Annotated in this window: 28 protein-coding genes; 16 read left to right on the top strand and 12 right to left on the bottom strand. The window is 37.4% G+C overall.

Annotated features, from left to right (window positions below; genetic code table 11):
* Positions 1–628 precede the first annotated feature (628 nt).
* From rpsR to CYP51_RS08245, 6 genes are all read right to left on the bottom strand, one after another.
* On the bottom strand, positions 629–889 hold the full coding sequence (rpsR, locus tag CYP51_RS08270) for a 30S ribosomal protein S18 (protein WP_021091467.1): 261 nt from the start codon (positions 887–889) through the stop codon (positions 629–631).
* 15 nt (positions 890–904) lie between these two features.
* Positions 905–1,462, bottom strand: coding sequence for a single-stranded DNA-binding protein (locus CYP51_RS08265; RefSeq protein WP_103625075.1), 558 nt, complete (start codon positions 1,460–1,462; stop codon positions 905–907).
* A 13-nt stretch (positions 1,463–1,475) separates the two neighbouring features.
* The gene (gene rpsF, locus CYP51_RS08260) at positions 1,476–1,895 is read right to left on the bottom strand and encodes a 30S ribosomal protein S6 (RefSeq protein ID WP_021091458.1); all 420 of its coding nucleotides are present in this window, start codon (positions 1,893–1,895) and stop codon (positions 1,476–1,478) included.
* A 77-nt stretch (positions 1,896–1,972) separates the two neighbouring features.
* Positions 1,973–2,971: a DNA polymerase III subunit delta gene (holA, locus tag CYP51_RS08255; RefSeq protein WP_103625074.1), complete on the bottom strand. Its 999-nt coding sequence runs from the start codon at positions 2,969–2,971 to the stop codon at positions 1,973–1,975.
* On the bottom strand, positions 2,964–4,883 hold the full coding sequence (locus CYP51_RS08250) for a VacB/RNase II family 3'-5' exoribonuclease (protein ID WP_103625073.1): 1,920 nt from the start codon (positions 4,881–4,883) through the stop codon (positions 2,964–2,966). The genes holA and CYP51_RS08250 overlap by 8 nt, the downstream gene beginning before the upstream one ends.
* On the bottom strand, positions 4,880–5,698 hold the full coding sequence (locus CYP51_RS08245) for an HDOD domain-containing protein (protein ID WP_021091523.1): 819 nt from the start codon (positions 5,696–5,698) through the stop codon (positions 4,880–4,882). Before CYP51_RS08245 ends, CYP51_RS08250 begins: the two co-directional genes overlap by 4 nt.
* 142 nt (positions 5,699–5,840) lie before the next feature.
* Here CYP51_RS08245 and ilvC point away from each other — a divergent pair, with 142 nt between their 5' ends.
* From ilvC to ruvX, 4 genes are read left to right on the top strand one after another with little or no spacing between them, the layout of a single operon-like run.
* Entirely contained in the window at positions 5,841–6,863 is a 1,023-nt protein-coding gene (gene ilvC, locus CYP51_RS08240) for a ketol-acid reductoisomerase (RefSeq protein ID WP_054196937.1), read from the top strand.
* 3 nt (positions 6,864–6,866) lie between these two features.
* Entirely contained in the window at positions 6,867–8,258 is a 1,392-nt protein-coding gene (locus CYP51_RS08235; RefSeq protein ID WP_103625072.1) for a divergent polysaccharide deacetylase family protein, read from the top strand.
* Positions 8,255–9,025 (top strand): DNA-processing protein DprA, encoded by a 771-nt coding sequence (locus CYP51_RS08230; RefSeq protein ID WP_103625071.1) that lies wholly within the window; start codon positions 8,255–8,257, stop codon positions 9,023–9,025. Before CYP51_RS08235 ends, CYP51_RS08230 begins: the two co-directional genes overlap by 4 nt.
* Positions 9,022–9,405 (top strand): Holliday junction resolvase RuvX, encoded by a 384-nt coding sequence (ruvX, locus tag CYP51_RS08225; RefSeq protein ID WP_103579911.1) that lies wholly within the window; start codon positions 9,022–9,024, stop codon positions 9,403–9,405. Before CYP51_RS08230 ends, ruvX begins: the two co-directional genes overlap by 4 nt.
* 15 nt (positions 9,406–9,420) lie before the next feature.
* Here ruvX and CYP51_RS08220 read toward each other — a convergent pair whose 3' ends face one another.
* From CYP51_RS08220 to CYP51_RS08190, 6 genes are all read right to left on the bottom strand, one after another.
* Positions 9,421–10,221, bottom strand: coding sequence for a hypothetical protein (locus tag CYP51_RS08220; protein ID WP_103625070.1), 801 nt, complete (start codon positions 10,219–10,221; stop codon positions 9,421–9,423).
* A complete protein-coding gene (gene queA / locus CYP51_RS08215) occupies positions 10,218–11,240 on the bottom strand; it encodes a tRNA preQ1(34) S-adenosylmethionine ribosyltransferase-isomerase QueA (protein WP_103625069.1) in 1,023 nt (340 codons plus the stop codon). The genes CYP51_RS08220 and queA overlap by 4 nt, the downstream gene beginning before the upstream one ends.
* The gene (gene tatC, locus CYP51_RS08210) at positions 11,233–11,991 is read right to left on the bottom strand and encodes a twin-arginine translocase subunit TatC (RefSeq protein ID WP_103625068.1); all 759 of its coding nucleotides are present in this window, start codon (positions 11,989–11,991) and stop codon (positions 11,233–11,235) included. Before tatC ends, queA begins: the two co-directional genes overlap by 8 nt.
* A complete protein-coding gene (gene tatB / locus CYP51_RS08205) occupies positions 11,991–12,389 on the bottom strand; it encodes a Sec-independent protein translocase protein TatB (RefSeq protein WP_087577664.1) in 399 nt (132 codons plus the stop codon). The genes tatC and tatB overlap by 1 nt, the downstream gene beginning before the upstream one ends.
* 68 nt (positions 12,390–12,457) lie before the next feature.
* Positions 12,458–13,504 (bottom strand): radical SAM family heme chaperone HemW, encoded by a 1,047-nt coding sequence (hemW, locus tag CYP51_RS08195; protein ID WP_103625067.1) that lies wholly within the window; start codon positions 13,502–13,504, stop codon positions 12,458–12,460.
* A 53-nt stretch (positions 13,505–13,557) separates the two neighbouring features.
* Positions 13,558–14,442, bottom strand: coding sequence for a helix-turn-helix domain-containing protein (locus tag CYP51_RS08190; protein WP_103625066.1), 885 nt, complete (start codon positions 14,440–14,442; stop codon positions 13,558–13,560).
* A 106-nt stretch (positions 14,443–14,548) separates the two neighbouring features.
* Here CYP51_RS08190 and CYP51_RS08185 point away from each other — a divergent pair, with 106 nt between their 5' ends.
* From CYP51_RS08185 to cmoA, 12 genes are all read left to right on the top strand, one after another.
* Entirely contained in the window at positions 14,549–16,495 is a 1,947-nt protein-coding gene (locus CYP51_RS08185) for a TonB-dependent receptor domain-containing protein (RefSeq protein ID WP_103625065.1), read from the top strand.
* A 1-nt stretch (position 16,496) separates the two neighbouring features.
* Entirely contained in the window at positions 16,497–17,594 is a 1,098-nt protein-coding gene (locus tag CYP51_RS08180; protein ID WP_103625064.1) for a PepSY-associated TM helix domain-containing protein, read from the top strand.
* Between the two features lie 63 nt (positions 17,595–17,657).
* Positions 17,658–18,122, top strand: a complete 465-nt coding sequence (locus CYP51_RS08175) for an RNA pyrophosphohydrolase (protein WP_021091471.1) — start codon at positions 17,658–17,660, stop codon at positions 18,120–18,122.
* A complete protein-coding gene (locus CYP51_RS08170; RefSeq protein WP_103625063.1) occupies positions 18,122–19,324 on the top strand; it encodes an aspartate kinase in 1,203 nt (400 codons plus the stop codon). Before CYP51_RS08175 ends, CYP51_RS08170 begins: the two co-directional genes overlap by 1 nt.
* Complete coding sequence (locus CYP51_RS08165) at positions 19,324–19,866, top strand: HobA family DNA replication regulator (protein ID WP_072594585.1); 543 nt, start codon at positions 19,324–19,326, stop codon at positions 19,864–19,866. Before CYP51_RS08170 ends, CYP51_RS08165 begins: the two co-directional genes overlap by 1 nt.
* The gene (locus tag CYP51_RS08160; protein WP_103625062.1) at positions 19,867–20,487 is read left to right on the top strand and encodes a DNA polymerase III subunit delta'; all 621 of its coding nucleotides are present in this window, start codon (positions 19,867–19,869) and stop codon (positions 20,485–20,487) included.
* Positions 20,484–21,623, top strand: a complete 1,140-nt coding sequence (gene folP / locus CYP51_RS08155) for a dihydropteroate synthase (RefSeq protein WP_103625061.1) — start codon at positions 20,484–20,486, stop codon at positions 21,621–21,623. The genes CYP51_RS08160 and folP overlap by 4 nt, the downstream gene beginning before the upstream one ends.
* Entirely contained in the window at positions 21,617–22,048 is a 432-nt protein-coding gene (locus CYP51_RS08150) for an NADAR family protein (protein WP_258032829.1), read from the top strand. Before folP ends, CYP51_RS08150 begins: the two co-directional genes overlap by 7 nt.
* A gap of 41 nt (positions 22,049–22,089) precedes the next feature.
* The gene (gene ligA, locus CYP51_RS08145) at positions 22,090–24,033 is read left to right on the top strand and encodes an NAD-dependent DNA ligase LigA (RefSeq protein ID WP_103625060.1); all 1,944 of its coding nucleotides are present in this window, start codon (positions 22,090–22,092) and stop codon (positions 24,031–24,033) included.
* Positions 24,023–24,736, top strand: a complete 714-nt coding sequence (gene tlyA / locus CYP51_RS08140) for a 23S rRNA (cytidine-2'-O)-methyltransferase TlyA (protein ID WP_103625059.1) — start codon at positions 24,023–24,025, stop codon at positions 24,734–24,736. The genes ligA and tlyA overlap by 11 nt, the downstream gene beginning before the upstream one ends.
* Positions 24,702–25,595 (top strand): bifunctional riboflavin kinase/FAD synthetase, encoded by an 894-nt coding sequence (locus tag CYP51_RS08135; protein ID WP_103625058.1) that lies wholly within the window; start codon positions 24,702–24,704, stop codon positions 25,593–25,595. The genes tlyA and CYP51_RS08135 overlap by 35 nt, the downstream gene beginning before the upstream one ends.
* Positions 25,592–26,296, top strand: coding sequence for a carboxy-S-adenosyl-L-methionine synthase CmoA (cmoA, locus tag CYP51_RS08130; protein ID WP_103625057.1), 705 nt, complete (start codon positions 25,592–25,594; stop codon positions 26,294–26,296). The genes CYP51_RS08135 and cmoA overlap by 4 nt, the downstream gene beginning before the upstream one ends.
* Positions 26,297–26,404 lie beyond the last annotated feature (108 nt).

Raw genomic sequence — 26,404 nt, 5'->3', positions numbered from 1 at the left:
GTCCTGCGTTGGATTCGAACCAACGGCCCCCTCATTAAAAGTGAGATGCTCTACCGACTGAGCTAGCAAGACATTTACTTAAAAAAGAATTGAGATTATACAAAAAACATTATTACATGTCAAGAAAAGGATGTTTAAAATTTGTTTTTAGCTAACATAGTTGCATGGTTAGGTTGGTTTGGCATCAATAAGTTTTCAAAATAAAATATATTATAAAGCCCACTTGCAAGATATGCAGACACCAAATAGGTGAATATTGGATTTATGTAATAAAATTTATTTATATTTAAGTATCTTGTCTTTTAGTATTATGTGGACAGCTATTGCTATACGATAGATGATGCGTGATTTGTGGTAAAAATTGTGAATAATATGGATCAACGACATTGATTGCACATATGGCTAAATAAGTTATTTTTGAACTAAAGAGTTGTTTAAAGACAGTATATATTTGAGATGTCTACTTGAATAAATTCTATTTACCTCGTGCAAGTTAAATCAAAATTATAGATAGTACTTGAAAAATATTTTAAACTGTGTTCAATAAATAAAAATCTGTAAGAATATAAATCTAGGATATTTAAGATTAGGATAAACCCCGTTAATAGGGGCTTAATAAGTTAATTAATTATAGTCCATCAAAAGGATTTGAAACTACATCTTTGCGATCTACTATGTAAGGTATAATAGCTGCATGACGAGCTCTTTTGATCGCTTTTTCTACCATTTCTTGATGTCTTTTTGATGTGCCAGTTAAACGCCTTGGCATTATTTTAAATCTCTCTGATAAACAATACTTTAAAAGAGAAGTATCTTTATAATCTATAAAATCAATTTTTGCTTCTGTAAATTTGCAATATTTGCGTGAATATTTTCTTTTTTCTGCCATTTTCTATCCTTTAAATTAAAACGGTATTTCGTTGTCGCCATCAAAATTATCGGCGTCAATGTTTATATCAGGGATTTTCTCCTCATAGTACTCTTCTTGTACTTTTTTATTTTGTGGTTGCATTTGCTGTCTTTGTGGTGCTGAATTTTGATATCCACCATTGCCATAGCTATTATTTGAACCATTATTTCGTTGTTGCGAGTATGAACTATTTTGATTAAATCCACCTTGACTTTGTCCATTAGCTCCGCTATTTCCGCCAAGCATCTCCATATTTTCAACTACGATTGAGTGCTTTGAACGGTTTTGTCCATTGTTGTCGGTCCATTGATCAAATTTTAATCTTCCTTCAATCAGAAGCTTAGAGCCTTTGCTTAAATATTGATTTGCTATCTCAGCTGATTTGCCAAAGAATGATATGTCAATAAAGCATGTCTCTTCACGTTTTTCGCCGTTAGTATTAAATTTTCTAGTAACAGCAATACCGGAATTTCCTATAGCAGATCCACTAGTAGTGTATCTTAGCTCGATATCTCTTGTTAAATTCCCAACTAGTACTACTTTATTGAACATTTTTTATCCTTGATTATTCTTCTGTAAAAGTTTGCTCGTCTACTTTTTCAACTCTTGGCTCACGCGGTGCTCTTGGCTCACGAGGCTCTTTTTTTATAGTTTGTTTGATACCTTTGCAAAGTCTTTCCCAAGCTGCGATTTCGCGTTTATTTTCATATTTAACGCTTAAAAATCTTATTATATCTTCAGTGATCCTTACATTTCTTGTAAGTTCTGCAAGAAGCGCTGGTGGTGCTTTGTAATAGATAACAAAGTATGTTCCACGCTCGTATTTTTTGATGGTATAAGCTAGTTTTCTAGTACCCATCTCAACGACAGTAGCGATCTCGCCACCATTTTTTGTTATAACTTCTTTTACGAAGTCAACTTTAGCTTTAACTTCCTCTTCCGTTAATGTCGGCTTAAGAATAAATAAAAGCTCGTAATGTTTCATTTCTTCTCCTTATGGATATTTAGCTCACTTTGTGAGCAAGGATTTTGCTTTAAGCAAGGGTGGATTTTAGCTTAAAGTTACTTAATATTTGCTGTTGATATGAGATGTTGCAAATTTAAAATAGTTGATAATGCAAAAATTTCTTTATCCATTTTTGTGTTTGTTTTTAGCTCTAGCTCGGCTAAATTTAGCGTTTTAAATATCTCCAAATAGGTATTTAAATTTAGTTTTAAGCTATTTGCTTTTAATAAATTTGCGACATTTACAGGCGGTTGATAACCGATTGCTTCATCTAAATTCAATCGACCATTTATCTTAATGTAAGAGTAAATTTTAAACAGCCTAAAAAATGCTTTGTAAAGTGAGTTTAGAAGTAAAATTTCATTAAAATTTGGATCTTCTAGATAGGTAAAAAAGTCGTTTTTTATATCTTTTAGAGCCATAAATTTATTGAAAAAGTCATCAAAATTTATCCCGCCAAGTCCAAAAACTAGCCTTTTTACATCATCTTGTTCGATGTGTGTGTTTAGGCTCTTTAGCTTTGTTAGCTCGCTTGCTGCAAGGTATAAATTTTCATTATGCGTAAAGTAAAGTTCATAAAGTGCGTTTTTAGTTATGTTTAGTCCTATTTTGGCTGAGTTTTTGGCTAGTAAATTTATCGCTTCATCTGGGGTTGAGGGCTTAAAAAATCTCGCAAAATTTGTCCCAAAAGCCTTTTGTGTATCAAAAACTAGCTTCATATCGGCCTCATAAAGCTCAAACAAAAAGTAATTATACTGGCTCTTTGAGCAAAGCGAGATGAGCTCTTTTAGCTCTTTTGCTGGGATCTTTTTGTCGCTTTTTATATAAAGGATATTTTTGCCGCCAAAAAGTGACTGTTCGCTTAGATGAGAGCTTGCTTGCGTGTAGTTGTACTCGTCAAAATAAAGACTAAGCAAATTTACATCTTCGCTTGCATAAAAGCTCAAAATTTCCTTACCAAAGAGCTCGATCTGAAACTCATCCGCCCCAAAAAGTAAGAAGTAGTTGCCTAAATTTGCATTTGCTAAATTTAGCTCCAAATCTTTTCTATACATCGATCTTTCTTACCACTTTTGCAAAAATTTTAGCACTTGCGATGTCGGCCTCTGTGATCTTGACGACAAGTTTTTGGAGTAAATTTGCACTGTATCCTGTTATAAAAATCCTAGCTCCAACAAAGTAATCATCAAGCTTTGCGATCAAGACATTTTGGTTTTCGCTCACGTAGCAGCGCACCTCTTTGCCAATGTTTGCTGCTGCCCAGCGTGCAAATTTCCTATCCATAAAGTCGTAGGCTACCTTGTCGGCTTCTCTTTCAAGCTCGCTTAAGGTTGCACATGTGCTTTGGATGTTTAAAAGCAAGAAGTTGTAAAGCTTCTCATCTTTTGAAATTTTAGCCTTTAAAAGTCTATGTAAAATAAGGTCAGAATAGCGTCTAATAGGGCTTGTAAAGTGTGTGTATCTATCAAATCCAAGCCCAAAGTGGCCTAAATTTTCACTTGAGTATTCAGCTTTTTTTTGAGACTTGATGATGAGCTTATCTATCTCTTCACGGTTGCCAAGTTCATCGGCTTTTAGCTGGATCTTTCTTATCAAATTTGCAAGATCGTTTTCATAAGTAAAGTCAAGCCCTAGAAGCTGCAGGTCCTCAAGCAAAGTATCTATCTTTTTAAAATCAGGCGAAGCGTGACTTCTAAAAACACCTTTTGTGATGAGCTTTGCGGCAGCTTTGTTTGCTAAAAGCATGCAGTCCTCGACTAGTCTATGGGAGTCGGAGTCACTTTCAAACCTGGTTTGCGAAATTTGACCCTCATCATCAAGGCTCATTCTAAGCTCTTTTGTCCTAAAGTCAAATGCGTGCAAAAGCCTTTTTTTGCGAAGTTTTGTGGTGAGTTTAAAAAGTGGCTTGACCCATGAAATTTCACACTCTCTTTTGCCCTCTAAAATTTCATCGATCTCATCGTAGTTAAAGCGCCTTTTTGAAAGGATGATCGCCTCAAAAAGCTCCTCTTTTTTTACCTCGTTGTTTGCATCAAGTGAAATTTTAAAACAAAATGCAAGGCGAGGCACATTTGGCTTTAGCGAGCAGATATTTTCACTGAGCGCGCGCGGCAACATCGGTACTGAGATGTGCGGAAAGTAGATCGAAAAGCCTCTTTTTTTAGCCTCGCTGTCAATAGCGCTATATGCGGTCACATACTCGCTTACATCAGCGATTGCAACGTAAATTTCATGCTTTTTCTCATCGAAATATATCGCATCGTCAAAGTCTTTAGCATCGACTGGATCGATCGTACAAAAGTCTAAATTTCTTAGATCAACTCTGTTTGGATACATGCTAGCATCGACTTCGTCGCCAAAAGCCTTTGCTTCAAGCTCGCAAGCCTCGCTAAATTTATCGTTTTTATTATAAATAGCAAGCGAAATTTTTTCATCACTTAGCGGATCGTCTAAATTTCCTAAAACCTCGACTATCTCGTTGTTTAGGTTGTTTATCTTAAGCAGCGTCCCAAGAGGAAGCATCTTTAGGCTTTTTTGCGTCGCTTTTAAGGTAGTGCTTAGTCCAGTTTTTAAATTTACACCTAAAATGGCCGCTCCAAAGCGTTTTGTATAGACCACACTTGTCTCATGTGCAAGCTTTAGGCTCATTACTATCTTAGCGCTTTGGCGTTTTTTCTTAAGCGGCAAAAGCTTTGCTAACACAATGTCGCCAAGGTGAGAGTTGTTTAAATTTTTATTTTCTACGATGATATCTTGCTTGAAGCGTTTGTCAAATGGCATGATAAAGCCAGTTGCATTTTGACTGATGTCTAGCTTGCCGCAGACGTAGCCATTGTTTAGGTAAAATTTATCTTTATGGGAGCTTACGGCACCAAGATTTAAGAGATTTCGTAAAATCTCTTTATCTTCGTTTGAAACTTCTTTTTCCTTGATGCCAACTAGTAGTGAGGTTAGAAATTCTTTCACAAATTATCTTTGACTTTAGCGACAGCCATTAAAAACGTATCATGTCCAAAGCCGTATTCGTCAAGAAGAGGTAGGGTATTTTGTATGCTTATATCATCAAGTTGATTAAAGATATTTACAGCTGTTTTTATCACCTTTAGGGCTTTTGCATAGTCTTTTATATGATCTGGTGCCTCTTCTGGATTATTTGAATAGAGTATTGAGCTACTAAGCTCCGTCTCAAGGTTCCATTGTTCAAAAATTTTAGCTGTAACTTCTTCATTTGACATATCTAAAATTTCTGTTTCAAATAGGGCAAGATCGATTGGACTAGATATATTTTTAAGTTTTTCTCTAAATTCGACGTCTTGTTTATTTTCGGCTAATTCATGAGCAAGAACTATCTTGCCAATCTCAAGCATAAATGAAGCTGGAGAGAGAATTTCCAAGCTTTTAGGATTAACTTTAGAATGCCAATTGTACATCAGTGCATTTTGTATTATCGAGATATTTAAAAAATCTTGTGTAGTAATGCCATAAGGCTCTAAATTTATAGAAAAGCTCTTTTTAATCGTACTTGAAAGCGCAAAACCTCGAATAGTAGCCATACCAAAAAGAGAAATAGCTCTTGCGATGGTTGTGATCTCTTGAGAAAACCCATAAAGTGGAGAGTTTGCTGAACGCAAGATATTTGCTGTTAGCATCGGATCCTTTTCGACCACTTTTGTAAGATCACTTATTGAGCTATTTTCGTCCGCATGTAAGCGTTGAATTTGTATAACTGTGTCATCTAATGGTGGAAGTGCTTTGATTTTTTTAAAAACTGATTCATTCATTGAGTTATCTCTTTTTTTGAAATTTCAGCGTATTTTATCAAAATAAATTATCATAAAACTTAAAAAGAGTTTCTATATATTTCAGCCGAATTTTTGCTGGCTAAAGTTATAATTTTGCCAAATTTTAATAATAGGAGTAACAATGGCTATAAATGTTTATTATGATAAAGACTGCGATTTAAGCCTTATTCAAAGTAAAAAAGTAGCAATCATCGGCTTTGGCTCACAAGGTCATGCACATGCTGAAAATTTAAGAGATAACGGTGTAAGCGTTGTGATTGGCCTTTCAAAAGGTGGCAAAAGCTGGGCAAAAGCTGAAGCAAAAGGCTTTGAGGTAAAAACCGTAAGCGAAGCTACAAAGGGCGCTGATGTGGTTATGATTTTAACTCCAGATGAGCTTCAAGCTGAAATTTATAAAAATGAGATCGAGCCAAATTTAAAAGATCATGCTGCTATCGCATTTGGACATGGATTTAACGTTCATTTTGGCCAGATAAAAGCTCCAGCAAATATAGATGTCATTATGATCGCTCCAAAAGCTCCAGGACATACAGTCAGAAGCGAATTCGTAAGAGGCGGAGGTATACCTGATCTTATCGCTGTTGAGCAAAATGCAAGTGGAAAGGCAAAAGAGATCGCTCTAAGCTATGCTTGCGGTATAGGCGGCGGCAGAACCGGCATCATTGAGACAACATTTAAAGATGAAACTGAAACAGATTTGTTTGGTGAACAAGCAGTACTTTGTGGTGGTCTTTGCGCGCTAGTAAATGCTGGTTTTGATACGCTTGTAGAGGCTGGATATGAGCCTGAGATGGCCTATTTTGAATGCTTGCACGAGCTAAAACTAATCGTTGATCTAATGTATCAAGGTGGCATGGCTGATATGCGCTACTCTATCTCAAACACAGCTGAATACGGCGACTACGTAAGCGGCGTAAGAGTAGTTGGCGAAGAGAGCAGAAAAGCTATGAAGGAAGTTTTAAAAGAAATTCAAAATGGCAAATTTGCAAAAGACTTCATACTTGAGAGAAAAGCGGGTTACGTTAGAATGAACGCTGAACGCGGTATAGCTGAGAGAAGCTTGCTAAATCAAACTGGCAAAAAACTTCGCGCGATGATGCCTTGGATAACTAACGGCAAACTTATAGATCAAAATAAAAACTAAGCCTTGAGCGAAAAAAAGACTACAAAGAAGCGACCTACAAAAAAGAGCGCAGGTCGCTCTAACAACAAAACCTATCTTGGTATCGGCATTATCGCAGCTATTTTGATAATAGCACTTAGCGTAGCCCTTAGTATAAAAAATAATAGTGCAGAACAGATAAGCAAAGCAAATGAGCCAAAGATAGAGAAGCAAATTCTAAAAAAAGCTGAGACAAAGGTTGCTAGCAAAGAAAAAAAACAAGAATACGAGAAGAGAAAATACCCTCTAAAATTTGATGAAGATGAAAATTTAAGTAAAATTTTTACCGATCCTAAGCATAAAAGTGAGCTTGTTTTAAATTCAAAAGTTGAGCCAAAAGAGCAAAAAAAGATAGCTGAAGTAAAGAGTGAAGCCAAAAAAGAAGAGATAAAAAAAGAGCAAAACGATACTAAAAATTTACTTGCAAGTTATAAAAACACAGAACCTAGCGTAATAGAAAATGAACAAAAGATAGAGCCATTTTATAGCTCAAAAACTGAACAAAAAACCGAGTTAAAATCTCAAAATTTTGAAGTAAAAGTCGATCAAAATAAAAGCACTGAAATAGAAAAAAAAGAGAAATTTAAAAGCGAGAACACAAAAGTCGAGCCAACTAAAAAAGCTGAAAATTTAACTACCAAAAAGATAGAAAAAATAAAATACGAAGAAAAAAATATAAAAAAAGATAGCTTTGAAGCGGTACCTTTTACGCCAAACGCTAGCATAAAAGGACGTGCAAAGCTCGTTATCATAATAGACGATGTGGCGACATTTGAACATGCGAGTATGATAAAGTCGCTTGGCTTAAAAATCACGCCGTCTATTTTTCCAGCGACAAAGACTCATCCAGATACGCCAAATATCGCAAGAACATTTGAGTTTTATATGATACATCTTCCGATGCAAGCAAAACACTTTGATAGTCCAGAGATAGGCACTCTTACGATCAACGAGAGTTTTGAGAGCATGCACGAAAAGATAAAAAAGATACGCAAAGACTTCCCGCGTGCAAAATATACAAACAACCACACAGGATCACGCTTTACAAGCGATTTTGACGCTATGGATAAGGCTTATAGGGCGCTGATAGAGCAGGGCTTTGTCTTTGTTGATAGCAAAACTATCGCCCAAACCGCAGTAGCAAGAGCTGCAAAAAAACATAATCAGCCATACATTTCAAGGGATATATTTTTAGACGACGATCCATCGGCTAGTGCTGTTAGGCGTGAGCTTGTGGCTGCTGTAAATTTGGCTAAAAAAAGAGGCTATGCGATCGCCATCGGGCATCCAAAGAAAAATACGATCTCGGTTATAAAAGAGAGTAAAAATAATCTTTTAAAAGATGTTGATGTGGTTTATTTAAAAGATATTTTATGAGACTCGACTTTATCCCAGAGCCGTTAAAAAGACTAAAAAATCCACCAAAACAGCTAAATTTTATCGGAGATACTTCGCTTTTATCCTTACCAAAGATCGCAGTTGTTGGCTCAAGAAAAGCAAGTGTTTATACAAAAGAGTGCGTCACAGCACTTTGCGCAGTACTAAAAAGTGCAAACGTCTGTGTGGTAAGTGGTGGAGCAATCGGCGTTGATATCGCAGCTCATAAAGCTGCTATGCCACGAACGATTGGCATTTTTGCGAGCGGGCTTGACACCATCTATCCAAGCCAAAATAAAGTGGCAATAAATGAAATTTACGCCAAAGCCTTGGCTCTTAGTGAGTATGATGAAGGTGAGCCGCCACTTGCTTATAGATTTTTGGAGCGAAACCGCATAGTTGTGGGGCTTTGTGAAGCTCTAGTTGTCGCGCAAGCTGATCTTAAAAGTGGCTCTATGCAAAGTGCGAGGCTTGCAAACGAGCTTAAAATCCCAGTTTATGTACTGCCACAACGCATGGGCGAAAGCGATGGGACAAATTTTTTGCTTGCAAATAAAAAAGCCGAGCTTATTGATGACTATCATAAATTTGCTTCACTTTTTGGCGAAATAAAAGAGCAAGAAAAAACTAGTGACGAGATCTTAAAATTTTGTAAAAATGGTGTAAGTCTTGATGAAGTTTTAGCAAAATTTGGCGATATCATCTATGAGTACGAGCTTGAAGGTCTAGTTGAAATTTCAAATCTAAGAGTAAAGAGCTTGCTATGAGAGAGAAATTTATGGCTATTGATGTTGGGCTAAAGCGAATAGGGCTTGCTTTTGGTTTTGGCGAGATCGTGACTCCGCTTGAGCCAGTGCTTAGAAAAAATAGAAACCAAGCCGCAAGAGATGTGAGCCAAAAGGTAAATGAATATGCCCCAGATACGCTAGTGGTGGGCGTGCCAATCGGTGGTAGTAGCGAAGATGAGATGAGAAGACGCATCGAGCATTTTGTCTCACTTCTTGATGTAAAGGCAAATATTGTCTATCAAGATGAGGCCTTTAGCAGCAGCGAAGCTAGTGAAATTTACACCAATACAAGACGAGATGGTAGGCTAGATAGCATTTCAGCCACTATTATTTTAAAAAGATATCTTGGGATAAATTAAAAAGTAAAAATCGGTCTATTTCTCAAGCGAATTTTTAAAAGCTAGCTGAAAGCTATCTGTGCTAAAAGGCTGCTTTAATACCGTGACATGATTTGGCAGATCGTTAGCCGACTCATCGTTTTTGCAAATGGCTACGATACGAAAATTCTTAATATTTTTAAACTCAAGTATATCCTCTAACATCGCTTCATTTTTTAAAATTTTACTATCGATAAAAATAACAAATGGGGTAAAAATAGAATCTTTTATATGTCTCATTAGATTGCCAATGTCGTTTTTGCCGATAACTTTTAGATCTAAAAAATTTATCTGAGCACTAATGGTGTCAAACAAAGCATCGTCATCGCAAGCAACTAAGATATTTGTATTTGTTTGATTTTTGATATTTATTTGTCTTTGGATGGCTCTATCGCCCGTTAGTGCCGCGCTAAAAGATATTAAAAATTCTCCATCATTATGAGAGATCATAGATTCATTTGCTTTTTTTAGATAGTCATTTATCTTGCTGAGATAGTAATGACTTGGCCTCATTACGCTATGGCTAGATTTTATCTTAATGTCAAAATGTACAGATTTGGGACTATAATTTTTAAGCTGAAAGAGAATGTAAATGTCTGCATATTCGGTAGAGTAAAGGAAAAATTTGCAAATATTTTCAAGTGTTTTTATAAAATTTGTAGCATCAAATTTTAAAAGCCTTGGATAACTTGGATCGTAGCTAAAAATGATGGAATTTTTAGTATCTTGCGCATCTTGGTATATGGTACTAAGAAAAATTTCCATTCTGTTTATGATATCGATAGGCTTATCTTTCATATTATCAACATCCCGTCGCCGTATGAGTAAAATCTATACTTTTCATCAACTGCCGTTTTATAAATTTTCATCGTCTCTTCAAGCCCTATAAAGCTGGTTACTAGCATTATTAGAGTTGATTTTGGTAGATGAAAATTTGTAAGAAGGTAGTTTTGCCTGATAGGCTTATTATTTAGGTTTAAAAATAGCTTGCAAAAGCCGCTTGCTTGCTTGCTTCTTGCAAATTCTTCAACACATCTAGTAACCGTCGTGCCAACGCCAAGGATTGGTTTATTAGAATTTATAATCTCTTGAGCTTGCTCGCTTAGCTCGTAAATTTCTGAGTGCATTTTGTGGTCATTTATATTTTGGCACTCCACACCTTTAAATGTCCCAGCACCAACATGAAGCGTAATGTAGGCGACTTCATGCTTTGCTTTTATCTGCTCTAACATTTGTTCACTTATATGAAGGCTAGCTGTCGGAGCTGCCACTGCACCGCTATTTTTGGCAAATATGCTTTGATACCAGCTCTCGTCATCCTTTGTATCAGCTCTTTTAATGTATGGCGGAAGCGGGACGTGACCAATCTTTTCAAGCTCACTAAAAAGGTGAACATTATCAAGCAAAACGCCATTTTGCGTAAAATTTACCACCCTTGTGCCATCGTCATTTAGCTCAAGCACATTTACTTTTAGGTTATCAGGAAAATTTAAAATGCTACCAGCGCTTACTTTGCCTCTTATATAGACGCTAAATTTATTTTCGCCTATGGGCTGATTTAGCATTACTTCGCAAGCCCCACCGCTTTCTTTTTGTCCTAAAATGCGAGCTTTGATAACTTTTGTGTTATTAAAAATGACCGCTGCGTCCTCTGGGATGAGGCTGGAGAGATCTTTAAATTTGTAGTGTTTTATCTCTTTTGTATTTTTAAAATAGACAAGCAATCTTGCCTCTTCTTTTGGCAAAACTGGCTCTTTTGCGATGAGCTCTTCAGGCAAAAAATAATCATAACTTGAGATGTCGTTTATATTACTCATCGCTTGCTACGTCGCTGTCTTGTTCTTCTTTTTCGTCTTCATCGTCGCTCTTGTTAGCTCTTTTAGCGACGATTATTGAAATTCCATAAAGTCCGATGAGTGGCAGTGCCATTAAGACTTGACTTATTACATCAGGTGGTGTAACGATGGCTGCAAAGATAAAGATGATAACAACAGCGTATCTGAAGTAATCTTTTAGCATCTTGTCATCGACAAGTCCGATCTTTGCTAAGAAAAATGTAATGACTGGTAGCTCAAATGAAATTCCAAAGCCAATTAGTAGTTTTGCAAAAAAGCCAACATACTCGCCAATGCTTGGTAATGCCGTAAAGAGCTGGCCACCAAAATTTACCAAAAATGCAAAGCCAAGTGGGATGACCACGTAGTAACAAAACGCCGCCCCGCACGCAAACATAAATGAAGCTGAGATGACAAATGGGATCACATATTTTTTTTCATTGTCATAAAGCCCAGGTGCGACAAATAGCCAAAACTGCCAAAAAATGATAGGTAGCGCGATCACGACACCAGCAAAAAATGCAACTTTCATCGCTGTAAAAAATGGCTCTTGAATTTGAGTAAATATGATATTTGAGCCAGCTGGCAATACCTGTTTTAGTGGTTCGCTCATCCATGCAAGCAGTGGGTTCCAAAACGTAAAGCAGACGCCAAAGCAGACAAAAACGCTTACTATGCTTATAAAAAGTCTCTTTCTAAGTTCGATTAAATGGGGTCTTAGCTCTTCAAACATTATGCCTCTTTTTTATCGTTTAAGATCGCATCTTTAACTAAATTTGTTGGATTTTGTATATTTTCTACCGTTTTTTTGGTGTCGCTTACGACATTTTGTATATCGTTTGTGATATCATTTGCGCTTTTTTTGATCTCGTCAAGCTCTTCAAAAGTAAGCTTTTTGCGCACACTTTGCGTACTTTTAGTTATGCTTTCTTTATATTTTTGAGCATCTTCTTTTAGCTCAGCTATCTTCATTTCTTGATCAAATGTTGATTTTGCGTCGTTTATGCCTTTTTTAAACATTTTTAGAAATTTTGCAATCTGAACCATCGCGCTTGGCAGCTTGTCAGGACCTAAAACTAACACTGCAATAATGGCGATAACTAAGATTTCAGAAAAACTCATTCCAAACATTTTTTGCCTCTATTAAATTTTATTTAAGCTTTGTATTTTATCTTGACTTTGCTCAAAATTTTATAAATTTAGCCCTCGATAAAGAGTGCGATTTCGTCGCTTAGTAAGAAATTTGGATTGTAAAATTTGCCATTTTTAAAGAGCAGTTTTTCATTTTCTACAAGAAAATTTGCTCTTTTTATCTGAGCCTCACTTAAGCGTCCAGCCTCCACGCCAACTATGCTTCTAAACCCTAAAAATATATGCTCTCTTGCTAGCTCACTCTCGTTTAAAATTTCCTTTTCTCTATATGTTGGTTTGGCGATGTAGGTATCTATGCTATTTTTGGCGTAGTATCTAGTGCCATCCACAAAACCCACGCTAAAAGCCCCTACACCAAGGTAGTTTTTGCCTTGCCAGTAGCCAAGATTGTGCTTGCAAATTTGACCAAAATTTGAAATTTCATACTGTTTAAAGCCAGCAAGCCCAATTTGCTCTATCATAAGTTTAGCCAGGCTGTCGCTATCCTTTTTATAGCTTTTTTTGCCAGCAAATGGGGTGTTTTCTTCAAGCGTGAGTGAGTAAGCGCTAAGGTGAGTGATATTAAGATCTTTTAAATTTGCCACTTCAGCTAAAAGGCGTTTTTTAGTATCAAATTTGGTGTCGTAGATAAGGTCTAAATTTATGCTCTCAAAGCCAGCTTTTCCAGCATTCTCTACAGCTTTAAAAATTTGCTCCCTGCTGTGAATGCGACCAAGAAATTTAAGCTTATCTTCAAAAAAACTTTGAGCACCAAAGCTTATGCGATTTGCCCCTAAACTTTTCATCGCTTTTAGCCAAACAAGGCTTGCTGAGTTTGGATTTGCCTCGAGAGTGATCTCGGTTGTTGGTGTGCAAAGAGGCACTAAAATGCTAAAAATTTCATCATAAAATTTAGCATTTACAGCACTTGGTGTACCTCCGCCAAAAAATACGCTTGAAATTTCTCTTACATTTTGGCTTTTTAGCTGAAAATTTAGATCAAGAACTAGCGCTTGAAAATAAGTGCTAGCCTTGTTAAATTCGTCGTCACTTGATCCAAAAGCACAATAAGGACACTTGCTTTCGCAAAATGGCACATGGATATAAACTTGCAAATTTCTCTCTTTTAAATTTTGAGGATTATAAGAAATTTGGCATTTATAGTAGTTTAAAAGTAGCTTTTGGTCTTTAAGAGTTTGCTTGGCAAAAAGCCAAAATTTATCTTAAAAATTTTTGCAAAATGTGCAGTATTTGTATAACCTACGATATTTGCAGCTTCTTTTATGCTGATATCATTTTGCTTTAAAAGAGTAAAAGCGAGCTTTAGACGCTCTTTTGCTAAGAGCTGGTAGATCGTATCTTTGAAAAATAGCTTAAAATTTTTCTTTAGCCAAAAGTCATTTGTACCACAAAGATGAGCTAGCTCTTTGATACTTGGAGGATTTTGCATACGACTTAACAAGATTGTTTTAGCCTTTAAAAGAGTCTTTTCTTCGTCACTGTTAAGTGAAATTTCGCTCTCTTTTTGTATTTTGCTTTTATAAATAAGCTCTAAAATTTTTGACTCAGTAAAAATTTCCCTCAGCGCGCCTTCATATAAATTTGTCGTCTCAAGTTCATTTAAAACGCAAATTTGCGCTAAATCTTTTTTGTATTTCAAAAGCTCAAATTTATCATCAAATCTAAGTCCAGCAAATATCTCAAGCTTATTTGCATAACTTTCGTCAAAAAGTAGTGTTTTTGTCTTATAAAATTTATTTTGATACTCAAAGATGCCTTTAAAATCGTCATTAACAAGCCCAATGCAAAATTCATCTTTGTTTAAAATATACTCTTTTCTATCAAGTTTAAAGCAAAGATCGTTTTTAGCCTCATTAAACATTAAAAATAGGTATTTTTTAGACTTGTGACGATCTCTTTTTATCCTGCCGTTACATAAAATTTCACTTTTTAGATAGCTAATACCGCTGCTTTGCTTGTAAAACTCTACGCTTATTTGTTTTTCTTTTTGAGATATCTTTCTCGTTCCATATTTTTTGTCTAAATTTATCATTTTATCCCTCAAGCGTTAAATTTAATCCCTTTAGCGTTACGTATGATATTGATAACGATTATTTAATTTTAGTAAAATGCGCATTAAATTTTTATAAGGAGTTTTTGTGAAAAGTGCATTAAAAATTTCTATTTGTGCGGCAATTTTTATAAATTTACCGCTTTTTGCAAATGAAGATAAAGTTCTACCAGAAGTTAAAGTAGTGAGTGCAACAGGATTTGAGCAAAATATCAAAGACGCACCAGCAACGCTTAGTGTTATAACTAAAGAGGCATTAGAAAAGAAAAATCACAAAGATGTCGAGAGCATGACCAAAGATATCCCAAGTCTTTTTGGAACTACTCCCGAAGCGGCAAATAGACGAGGAATTTCTATACGTGGATTCTCACCAAGATTTACTAAAATTTTAGTAAATGGCATGCCAGTACCAGGCGATAACGCCTATAAAGGGCTTAGAAGCGTTGGAGGCTCATATAGTTTCGTCCCACCAGCAAGTGCGATAAGCCGTATCGAAGTGATACGTGGACCTATGAGCTCGCTTTATGGAAGTGACGCACTAGGCGGAGTTATAAATATCATAACAGATGAGTTTAGTAATGAATTTGGTGCAAATCTTGGCTCAAGCTATAAATTTGCAAGAAATAAAAATATAAGTGGCGAGTTTTACAATAGCCTTTATTTGCACTCTGGGCTAATAGATGATGTTTTAAGTGTTTCTGTTTATGGTAAAAATTTAAATAAATCAGAAGATAAAATTTATTATGCAAATAGAGAGCAAAAGGATAGAAATTTTGGTGCAAAACTATTTTTTAGGCCAAATGAAAATAATGATCTTACGCTTGAGCTTGTAAGAAGCGATGTAAAATATAAAAGAACTAAAGGCAAAACACTATCAACTGGTACTAACTCGGTTGCTAGCGAGAGAATAAAGGGCGATATGATAAATTTAAGCCACGAAGCAAGGCTTGATAATATCTTGCTTCAAAGCTATTTATCTTATGGCAAGATAAAAGAGATAGCACAACAAAATTTGACGCTAAAGACTCTAAATTTTGATACAAAAGGCTCATATTTTACTGATAATAATGCTTTTACATTAGGACTAAATGCCAAAAAAGAAAAGCTTGACGAAAAGGCTACCACGGCAGATGCGGCAAATGTAAAAAGATATGATGTTTCACTTTACGGCGAAGATGACTATCATCTTACAAAAGATTTTATCTTAAGTACTGGTATCCGCTATAACTACGATGAAAACTATGGCTCGCACGTTTCACCAAGAATTTATGGCATCTATAACTTAAATGACTTTTTTGCCCTAAAAGGCGGAGTTAGCACAGGTTATGCAACACCCGATATCAAGCAACGCACGCAAGATCTTGCATTGCCATTTGCTGGAGGACGTGGAGCACAGCTTGGTAGAAGTAGTCTTAAGCCAGAGTCAAGCGTAAGCTATGAATTTGGCGGCGTTTATAATAACAATGAAGGTTTTGAAACATCTTTAACTGGCTTTTACACAAGTTTTAAAGATATGTTAAGCTATAGCCCTATCTGCTCAAGAGGCAGTGTTTGCAGACACAAAGGCAAAATTTATCCAAATGGTATTTGGGAGAGTATAAATATCGGTAAGGCTGAAATTTACGGAGTTGAGCTAACAAATGAGTGGCAGGCAACAAATGCTCTTAGACTAAATCAAAGCTATGTTTATACAAAATCAAAACAAAAAGATGGATCAGAAGTTGGCAAAAGCTTAAACAACTATCCGCTTCATACATTTAAATTTGGAGCGAACTACGAGCTAAATAGATGGCTAAATTTCTGGTCACAGATAAATTATTATGGTAGAACTAAAAATTCATTTAGCTATGCTGATGATATGAGAGCTTATGTGATCGCAGATCTTGGCATAAATTACAATGTAACTAAAAATTTCAGCCTAAACTTAAGCGTTTATAATCTCTTTAATGAGTTTTTTACGACAAGATCAGGCAGATACGATGTTTTGATAGTTGATGGACAAAAGATCGAACTTGGCTTTAATCTAAAGTTTTAAAATGTTTAAAATTTGGCGAAAATTTCACTTAATTTTAGCTCTTATCTTTGCTTTGCCACTTTTGATAATCTCAATTAGTGGAGCAATTATTTCGTATCACGATGAGATAATTGAGGCTTTTAGCAAAGATGAGATAGACATAGCAACTAATAAAAGTGCTTTAAAAATAGATGAAATTTTAAAGGTCTTTAGTAAGACTAGGCCAAATTTTAACCTTAGTTATATAAAGATAAAAGGCGAGGCAAATAGAGCTTATGTGGTAAGCGGCACAAGCGAGAGTGGCGAGTTTAAGTCATTCTTTGTAGATCCCTATACGGGTGAGATAGTCTCTGAAAATAGTGTAGAAAAATTTATAGGGCTAGCTTTAAATTTACATAAAAATCTAGGACTAGCTCTATTTAAAAATGAAAATTTATCTAAATTTACAAGTGAGCTAGTGGCGATTTCAACGCTTGCACTACTTGCGATTTTATTAACTGGAGCGTTTATACAATTTTGGAGATTTAGAAGCAAATTTATGAGTGCCTTTAAGCTAAATCTAAAGGCAAAGAAATTTGCATTTTTATATTCGTTGCACGGATTTTTGGGGCTTTATTTGGGAGCCATTTTGCTTATTATCTGTGTTAGCGGTCTATACTTTTCTTATGAGAGTTTTGCTAAGGCTATAAATCAAATTTATGGCGAAGAGAAGGTCTTTAAAAAGCCAAATTTTACTAGCAAAAATGGTTTTAGCCTAAATGATGAGCAAAAGGTAGAAAATCTTAAAAAAGCTTATGAAATTTTTACTTTAAAATTTGGAAATGAGTTTGACGCTTTAAATTTTATCCTCAATAAAGACGGCGTAAAATTTATGATCTTTTACTTGCCAAAAGGTGCTAGTGAGAGTGATGGCGTTAGACTTGTAGTCGATACGGCAAGTGGAGAAATTTTAAAAAACACCATGCCAAAATCTTTTGAAATTTATAAATTTATGCTTGATCTGCACGCTGGATATACATTTGGGGAGGCTGGAAAATTTATCTTTTTTATGGCTTCTTGTGGAGTTGGCGTGCTACTTTTTAGTGGCTATGTGATTTACTACAAACGTCGTAAAAGGTAGTCTTATTTATCTATCTCTTAACTCTTTTTAGTTATTATCCCAAATAAAATTTTTGGAAAAATCATGCAAAAAAAATACAGACCAAATGTGGCAGCTGTTATTTTGTCTAGCTTGTATCCATTTAAATGTGAAATTTTAGTCGCAAAAAGGGTGGATATGGATGATATTTGGCAGTTTCCTCAAGGCGGAATAGATGAAGGTGAGAGTCCAAAGCAGGCCTTAAAAAGGGAGCTTAAAGAAGAGATCGGAACTGATAAAATAGATATCTTAGATGAGTATCCGCAGTGGCTAAGCTACGACTTTCCAGCTAATGCGGCAAAGAAATTTTATCCATTTGATGGACAGACGCAAAAATATTTTTTGGTTAGACTTAAAAATGGAGCCAGCATAAATTTAAAGACAGAGCATCCCGAGTTTAGCGAGTATAAATTTGTAGATTTTGGTAGAAGTTTAGAGGGAATAAATCACTTTAAAAAGCCTATTTATGAAAAGGTTTTGAGTTATTTTAAAGAGAAAGGATATTTTTGATGTTGATCGTTCAAAAATTTGGCGGAACTAGCGTAGGAACACTTGAGCGCATCGAAGCTGTGGCAAATAGAGTCATTGAGACAAAAAATAGCGGTGCAGACGTAGTTGTGGTAGTTTCTGCGATGAGCGGAGTTACAAATCAATTGGTTGAATATAGTGAGTATTTTTCAAAACATCCAGATGGCGTCGCCACTGATATGCTTTTAAGCTCTGGAGAGCAAGTAACGACCGCGCTTTTAACGATCGCACTTAATGCAAAAGGCTATGCGTGTGTAGGTATGACAGGTGCGATGGCAGGCATAATTACCGATGATATTCATACAAAAGCAAGGATCGAAAGGATAGAGACTGCTAGGCTAAAAGCCGAGCTAAAGGCTGGCAAGATCGTGGTTGTAGCTGGTTTTCAGGGGATAGATGAAAAAGGCGATATCACAACCCTTGGTAGAGGTGGCAGTGACCTTAGTGCAGTTGCATTAGCAGGAGCGCTAAATGCTGATCTATGCGAAATTTTTACCGATGTTGATGGCGTTTATACGACTGATCCAAGGATAGAAAAAAAGGCAAAAAAACTTGAGAAAATAAGCTATGATGAGATGCTAGAGCTCGCTTCTGCTGGAGCAAAGGTACTACAAAATCGCTCAGTCGAGCTAGCAAAAAAACTAAATGTAAAACTCATTACAAGAAGTAGCTTTAATCACAACGAAGGTACATTAATAGCAAAGGAAGATGACAATATGGAAGCAGTTTTAGTAAGCGGAATAGCACTAGATAAAAATCAAGCAAGAGTAACTCTAAGAGGCGTAGTTGATAAGCCTGGCATTGCAGCAGAAATTTTTACAGCTTTAGCTCATGAAAATATAAACGTAGATATGATAATCCAAAATGTAGGACATGACGGCACTACAAATTTAGGCTTTACGGTACCACAAAATGAGCTTGAAGTAGCAAAAGAGACTATGCAAAAGCTCTCGGCTGCAAAACATATAGAATTTGATGACGCGATCGTAAAAGTTTCGGTTATAGGCGTAGGCATGAAGAGCCACAGCGGCGTAGCATGTTTGGCATTTGAAACGCTTGCAAAAGAGGGCATAAATATCCAAATGATCTCGACAAGCGAGATAAAAATTTCTATGATCGTTGATCAAAAATATGGCGAGCTAGCGGTTCGCGTACTTCACGATGCTTATAAGCTAGATAAATAATGCAAGATTTTATACAGTGGACGTTAAAGGCTATTAGGGATGAAGGTCCTTTGATGAGCTGGATGGAGGAAAGGCGTGTTGAATGGACGCCTTTGCTCGCATCTAGGCTTAAATTTTTACTTGAAGGAAGGGCTTTTATAACTATAAGTGATGAAGAGCGAAGATGGTTTGAAATTTATCTTTTAAAAAAGATGAACCATTCAAAAAGCATAAGGCCGTTTTTGCCATTTTTTAGCCTAAGATCGCTTTATCCATCACTTGATGAGATAGAGACAAATGAGCAAAAGCAGCTTCTAAAAGATATGCTAAGTCTTGCTTTTCCAAACGGATACTTGTTTTTTTATATCGGAAAGAGCCTTGATAGATATGCGAATTTAGCCAAAAGTGATGAGGATAGTTATATGTGGCTATTTGACGAGCAGGCGCAAAATAGCTTTACTCTTAGCTCGAGTGACGAAAATTTAGACGTTAAGCTAATAAGCCTTTGCAAAATTTTTGATAAAAGCATCGATGCAGCGCTTTTTGCCAAGGTGATACTCTAAATGCTTAATAAAATCGTCGTTACAAGCGATTTTGAAAATTTAAAAGCTAAGCTTGAAAGCGAGTTTGGCATTAATAATTTAAGATTTTTTATAAGCGATGATTTTTTGCTAGAAAACGCAAAAGAGGTCATTGCAGAAGCTTACATTGCTGAAAAAGATGAAAAAATTTTAGTAATAAATGCTAATTCTTTTAGGATAGAGGCTCAAAATGCACTTTTAAAGATCATAGAAGAGCCTCCAAGAAATATCAAATTTATAATAGTAACGCAGAGTAAAAATTTACTTCTACCAACAATAAGATCGAGGATGCTCATAGAAAATAAGCTCACCAAAAAGCCAAAAATGAGTGTGGAGCTAAATTTAAAATCGCTCAGCCTAAAAGAGCTAACAAGCTTTATCGATCAAAAGATAGCAGAGGAGCAGGCGCAAAAATTTGGCAAAAACGAGCTAAAAGAGCTTGTGGGCGCTATCGTAACAAAGGCGGTTGATAGTGGTTATAAATTTAGTGGCGATGAGATGGAGTATTTTTTCTCGCTCATTAAGCTTGCCGATCTAAACGCCAAGTCTCATGCCGTTTTGACGCCACTCTTGCTTACTATCTTTGAGAAAGGACGACGTTGAAATTTTATAAGATAAATAACAAAAGCGACTTTGATCAAATTTGCAAGGCCGTCTCGCCAAGTCCGGCTGGTGCGAAGCTCATGTATGAAAAGAGCGAGATAAATTTTATCTTCATTGACGAGATAAAGACCCCAGCGGCAAATATCCTAAAGCAAGACGCCCTAAGTGTTGGCGCCGAGCTGGTGACGCATAATGATACGATTTTGGGTCGCGAGAGCCTAAACAAAGCCTTGCTAATGGCGACAAACGCGCAGCTTAGGCAGTTAGCTAAAAAAGAGAAGCTGCAAGACTTTGGACTTAAAAAGCTTGCAGGTTTTTTAGAGAGTAAATTTACAAAGCCAGCAAAGCCTCTTATAATGGGCGTTGCAAATATAAATTCGGATAGTTTTAACGAGCAAAGCCGCATAAATACTCAAAATGGCATAGCAAAAATCGAAGCCATGATCGAAGTAGGCGCAGACTATATCGACCTTGGCGGCGTTAGCTCAAGGCCGGGGAGCGAGTATTGCGGACGCGAGGAGGAGTTTAGGCGCATAAAAGATATCATAGAAGAAATTTACAAGCTAAATTTACACGAAAAGGCGAAATTTAGCCTTGATAGCTTTGATGAGTATTGCTTAGAATTTGCGCTAAATCACGGCTTTAAGATGATAAATGACATCACAGCAAATGCAAATTTAGCCTCGCTTGCTGCAAGATATGATGCCGAGCTTTGCATGATGCACATGCAAGGCGATCCTGCCACCATGCAGATTGCACCAAAGTATAACGATCTAATCGGCGAAATTTCAGACTTTTTTGAGCAAAAGATAGCCCTTGCAAGGGAGCTTGGCGCTAAAAAGATAGTGCTTGACGTTGGCATTGGCTTTGGTAAGACGGCTGAGCAAAATTTGCTGCTTATTAAGCATTTGGAGCATTTTTTGAAATTTGGCTGCCCGCTACTTGTTGGTGCTAGCCGCAAATCAGTCATAAATTTTTATAGCCCCAGCGAGATAAAAGACCGCTTACCAGGCTCACTTTACCTGCATCTAAAGGCCTTCGAAAACGGCGCTCAGATCATTAGAACACACGACGTGGCCGAGCACAAGCAGCTTTTTGATATGCATGAGGCGATGAAGCAAGCCACGCTTTGGTAGAGTGTAAGGCTAAAAAGGCTCGGTGTTTTGGTGATAAAGAGGCTTTGGAGCAAATTTTATCTGCCAAAGATCCAGCGCAGATGAAGGCGCTTGGTAGGCAGGTGCGAGGCTTTGATGCTAAGGTCTGGGATGAGATCAAATTCGGCATTGTGCTAAATGCTAGCTATCTAAAATTTAGCCAAAATGCCTCTTTGCGTGATTTTTTGCTTCGGACAGGGAGTAAAATTTTAGTTGAGGCAAGCCCAGTTGATAAAATTTGGGGCATAGGTTTGGCCGCAAGCGATGAAAATGCGCAAAATCCTATGAAGTGGCGAGGGCAAAATTTACTTGACTTTGCGCTGATGAGGGCGAGGGACGAGATAGCAAAGGTCTATAAAAATGTCCATTTACTTGACGCTAAAGAGCTAAATTTAGATCATTTATAAAGTATGTTTAAGATAAAATGCGGTGTAAATTTGGAGCAAAAATGACAAAACAAGAGTACGAAAAAGCGGTAGAGACGCTAAATGCGTGGGCTAAGGCCTACTACGACGAGGACGAGCCACTTGCAAGCGACGAGGAGTATGACGCGCTATATCACGCGGTTTTAGCCTTCGAGCAGGCAAATCCAGCTGAAATTTCGCTATTTTCGCCGACTAAGCGAGTGGGTGGGAGCGTAAAAGATGGCTTTAGCAAGGCAAGCCACATAAAGCGCATGTGGAGCATGGAGGATATCTTTAGCCTTGGCGAGCTTGATGCGTGGCTAAAACGCGGCGATAAAGAGAACTTAACCTTTGTCGCTGAGCCAAAATTTGACGGAGCGAGCCTAAATTTGCTTTATGAAAACGGTGTTTTGGTTAGGGCTACGACTAGAGGCGACGGCGTTACAGGCGAAGACGTGACGCAAAATGCAAAGACGATAAATTCTGTTTTAAAGAGCATTGATTACAAAGGGCTAATTGAAATCAGGGGCGAGGTTGTTATAAAAAAAGAAGATTTTGAGCTGCTAAACGCAGAGCGCGCAAAAGAGGGTGAGGCGCCGCTTTCAAACCCTAGAAATGCAGCTGCCGGAAGCCTAAGACAGCTTGATAGTGCGGTGACTGCTAAAAGAAAGCTACTTTTCATACCTTGGGGTGTGGGCGAGCAGAGCCTTGGGCTAAAAGATCACAGCGAGGTGATGAAATTTGTGCGTGATCTTGGCTTTGAAAGAGATGATTTTTTTAAAATTTTAACAAAAGATGAGCTTGAAGGCGCGTATAATGAGCTTTTGGCAAATCGTGACTCAAAAAGCGTGATGATGGATGGTATGGTGATACGAGTAAATGACCTTGCGCGCTGCGAAGAGCTGGGCTATACGGTCAAATTTCCAAAATTTATGGTGGCGTTTAAATTTCCAGCTATTGAAAAGGTGACTAGGCTAAAAGACGTCGCGCTTCAAGTTGGCAGAAGTGGCGTAGTAACGCCTGTTGGTGTGCTTGATGAGGTAAATATCGATGGCGCAAATGTGAAATCCGCCACGCTTCATAACTTTGATGAAATAGAGCGCCTTGGTGTTATGAAAAACGACTATATAGGCATCATCCGCTCAGGTGATGTTATACCAAAGATCACAAAGGTTTATAAAGATAGACGAGATGGCAGCGAAGAGGCGATAGAAAGACCTAAATTTTGCCCAGTTTGTGGCTCGCATCTGCTTGATGAGGGAGCGTTTTTAAAGTGTCAAAATTTAAGCTGCAGAGCAAGAGTGGTAGGCTCAATAATTCACTACGCATCGAAAAAATGCCTAAACATAGACGGCCTTGGCGACGCGATCGTAAATTTGCTATTTGACAAGGGGCTGATCTCTTGCATAAAAGACATCTACGGTCTTAAATTTGATGATCTCATGGCGCTTGAGGGTTTTAAAGAGAAAAAGGTAAATAACCTTTTAAATGCTATCGAAGCCAGTAAAGGTGCGGAGCTTTCGCGCTTCATCACGGGGCTTGGCTGCGAGCACATCGGCGAAGTGGCGGCTAAAAAGCTTGCAAGTAGCTTTGGGCTGGGCTGGCTTGATGCTAGTTTTGAGGAGCTTGTCTCACTTGAGGGCTTTGGTGCGGAGATGGCAAATAGTTTAATCGACTTTACCGAGGTAAATAGGGACGAAATTTTAGCTCTAAGCCAGATCGTGCAGCCAAGCGTGACGCAGGTGCAGAGCATCTCAAACGCGCTAAGTGGCAAGACGGTCGTTATAACTGGCACGCTAAGTCGCCCAAGAGATGAGATAAAGGCGGAGCTTGAGAGTTTTGGCGCAAAGGTTTCTGGTTCAGTTTCTAAAAAAACGGACTTTGTCTTAGCTGGCGAGGAGGCTGGCAGTAAGCTAGAAAAAGCAAATGAGCTAGGCGTGCTGGTGATCGATGAGAGCGAATATGAGAGGCTAAAACTTGAGGTTTGATAACTACGTCGCAAGCGTTTTAAACATAAGTAGAAACAAGGCGAGCGAGCTTATAAAATCTGGCAAGGTGCTAATAAATGGCGAAATTTGCACCAAGGTTTCAAGCGAGGTTAGCGAGGCTAAAATTTCGCTGCTTGATGAAATTTATGTTGGGCGAGGAGCGCTGAAATTAAAAAGCTTTTTGGAGACGATAAAATTTGATCTAACTGGCAAAAATGCGCTTGATATCGGCAGCTCAACTGGTGGCTTTATGCAAATTTTGCTTGAGCGTGGCGTAAAAAGCGTGACTGGTGTGGATGTTGGCACCGATCAACTTGACGCTAGCCTAAGAAGCGATGAGCGAGTAAGAATTTATGAAAAGACCGATATCAGAGAGTTTGCCAAGCAAGAGCAAAATAAATTTGATCTAATAACCTGCGATGTTAGCTTTATCTCTTTGGCTGAAATTTTGCCTGCTATTTGTGAGCTAGCAAGTGGGAATTCGCTCATTATCACGCTTTTTAAGCCACAATTTGAAGTGGGTGTTGGCGTAAAACGAAATAAAAAAGGCGTCGTCACTGATATGAAAGCTATAAATTTAGCGATGAAGAGGTTTGAAGTGATGGCTAATAGCTTAGGATTTAAAATGATAGCTTGCAAAGAGTGCGAAGTAAAAGGGAAAGAGGGAAATGCCGAATTTTTCTACGCTTTTAACAAAAGATAATATCACTGCCGTTGCGATCGGGCATTTTGACGGTGTGCATAGAGGGCATAAACAGCTTTTAAAGCAGCTAGGCGAGTTTGGCGGACTTGTCGTAATCGATAAAAATAAGGCCAACATCACGCCAAAGCTAAAACGAGCCGAGTACTCAAACTATCCTTGCTTTTTGTATGATTTTGACGCTATAAAAGGGCTTAGCGGCGAAGAATTTATCACACTTTTAAAGAGGGATTTTAAAAATTTAAAAAAGATCGTTGTTGGCTTTGATTTTAGATTTGGCAGAGATAGAGCGTGGGACAAGCACGATTTGAAAAGAATTTTTGATGGAGAGGTGGTCATTGTTGATGAGGTTTGCTACGATGGTATGGGCGTGCATAGCTCAGCTATTAGGGAGCTGATACGTCAGGGCAACATTGAAGAGGCAAACAGACTAATAGGCAGGGAGTACTCGATCGAGGGCAACGTGATAAAAGGGCAGGGTATCGGTGCAAAGGAGCTAGTTGCAACGCTAAATTTAGAGATCAAAAGCTATCTTTTACCGCGCGAGGGCGTCTATGCGACAAGAACTAGGATGGGCTCATACACATATGGCTCGGTCACATTTATAGGCAATAGGCTTAGTACGGATGGAAATTTTAGTGTCGAGACGCACATCTTAGACGAGGTCGCGCCAAAAGTAACAAAACACGTTGCCGTTTGCTTCATAAAACGTTTGCGCGATAATAAGAAATTTAATAATCTTAGCGAGCTAAAAGAACAGATCAAATGCGATATAAACGCAGCTAGAGCTTGTGTTGGTGTGTGCGATCTTTTTGGTAACGAGACAATGAGATACTTTGATGGATACGGAGCTGGTATATGAGAGATGAAATTTTTAAAGAGCCTATAAGCAAGCAGTTTGAGTTTGACGACTTTGTGGCGAGCGTTTTTGATGATATGATCTCGCGCTCGGTACCGTTTTACGATGTGAGCTCAAATCTAAACGCAAAACTACTTGCTAAAATTTTGCCAAAAGATGCAAGTGTATGCGACCTTGGCTGCTCGACGGCAAATAGCTTACTTTTACTAAATAATCTTAGAAACGATCTCGTGCTAAGCGGCGTGGATAACTCTGAAGCTATGCTAGCAAATGCCAAAAATAAAGCAAAAGCTTATGGAGCAAAGATAAAATTTTTGCTTGATGATATTTTAAAGTGTGAGCTAGCGGGCTTTGATGCAGTTTTGGCAAACTATACTTTGCAGTTTATCAGACCGCCAAAAAGGGCTGATCTAGTGCAAAAAATTTATAACGGACTAAATGAAAATGGAGTTTTTTTGTTTAGTGAAAAGATCATCTTTGAAGATAAAAAGCTTACTAAAAGCGTCATAGAAATTTACGAGGACTACAAGCAGGCACAAGGCTACTCACGCTATGAGATCGCTCAAAAAAGAGAGGCGCTTGAAAATGTGCTGGTGCCATATACCGAAGAAGAAAATAGAAGCTTAGCCCTAAATGCTGGCTTTAAGCGAGTCGAGAGCACATTTAAGTGGGGAAATTTTATGAGTTTTTTGGCGTTTAAATAAATTTAAAAATATCTGCTTTTGTATTTAAATATAAAATTTAACCACAAATAATGAAGTTAAAATTTAGATTTTTTGGCTTCGCAATGTCAAAATTTTTGGATTATGAAA

The organism is Campylobacter concisus (assembly GCF_002912895.1).
In the GTDB taxonomy this organism is placed as follows: domain Bacteria; phylum Campylobacterota; class Campylobacteria; order Campylobacterales; family Campylobacteraceae; genus Campylobacter_A; species Campylobacter_A concisus_G.
This window is presented reverse-complemented; position numbering and strand designations above follow the sequence as displayed.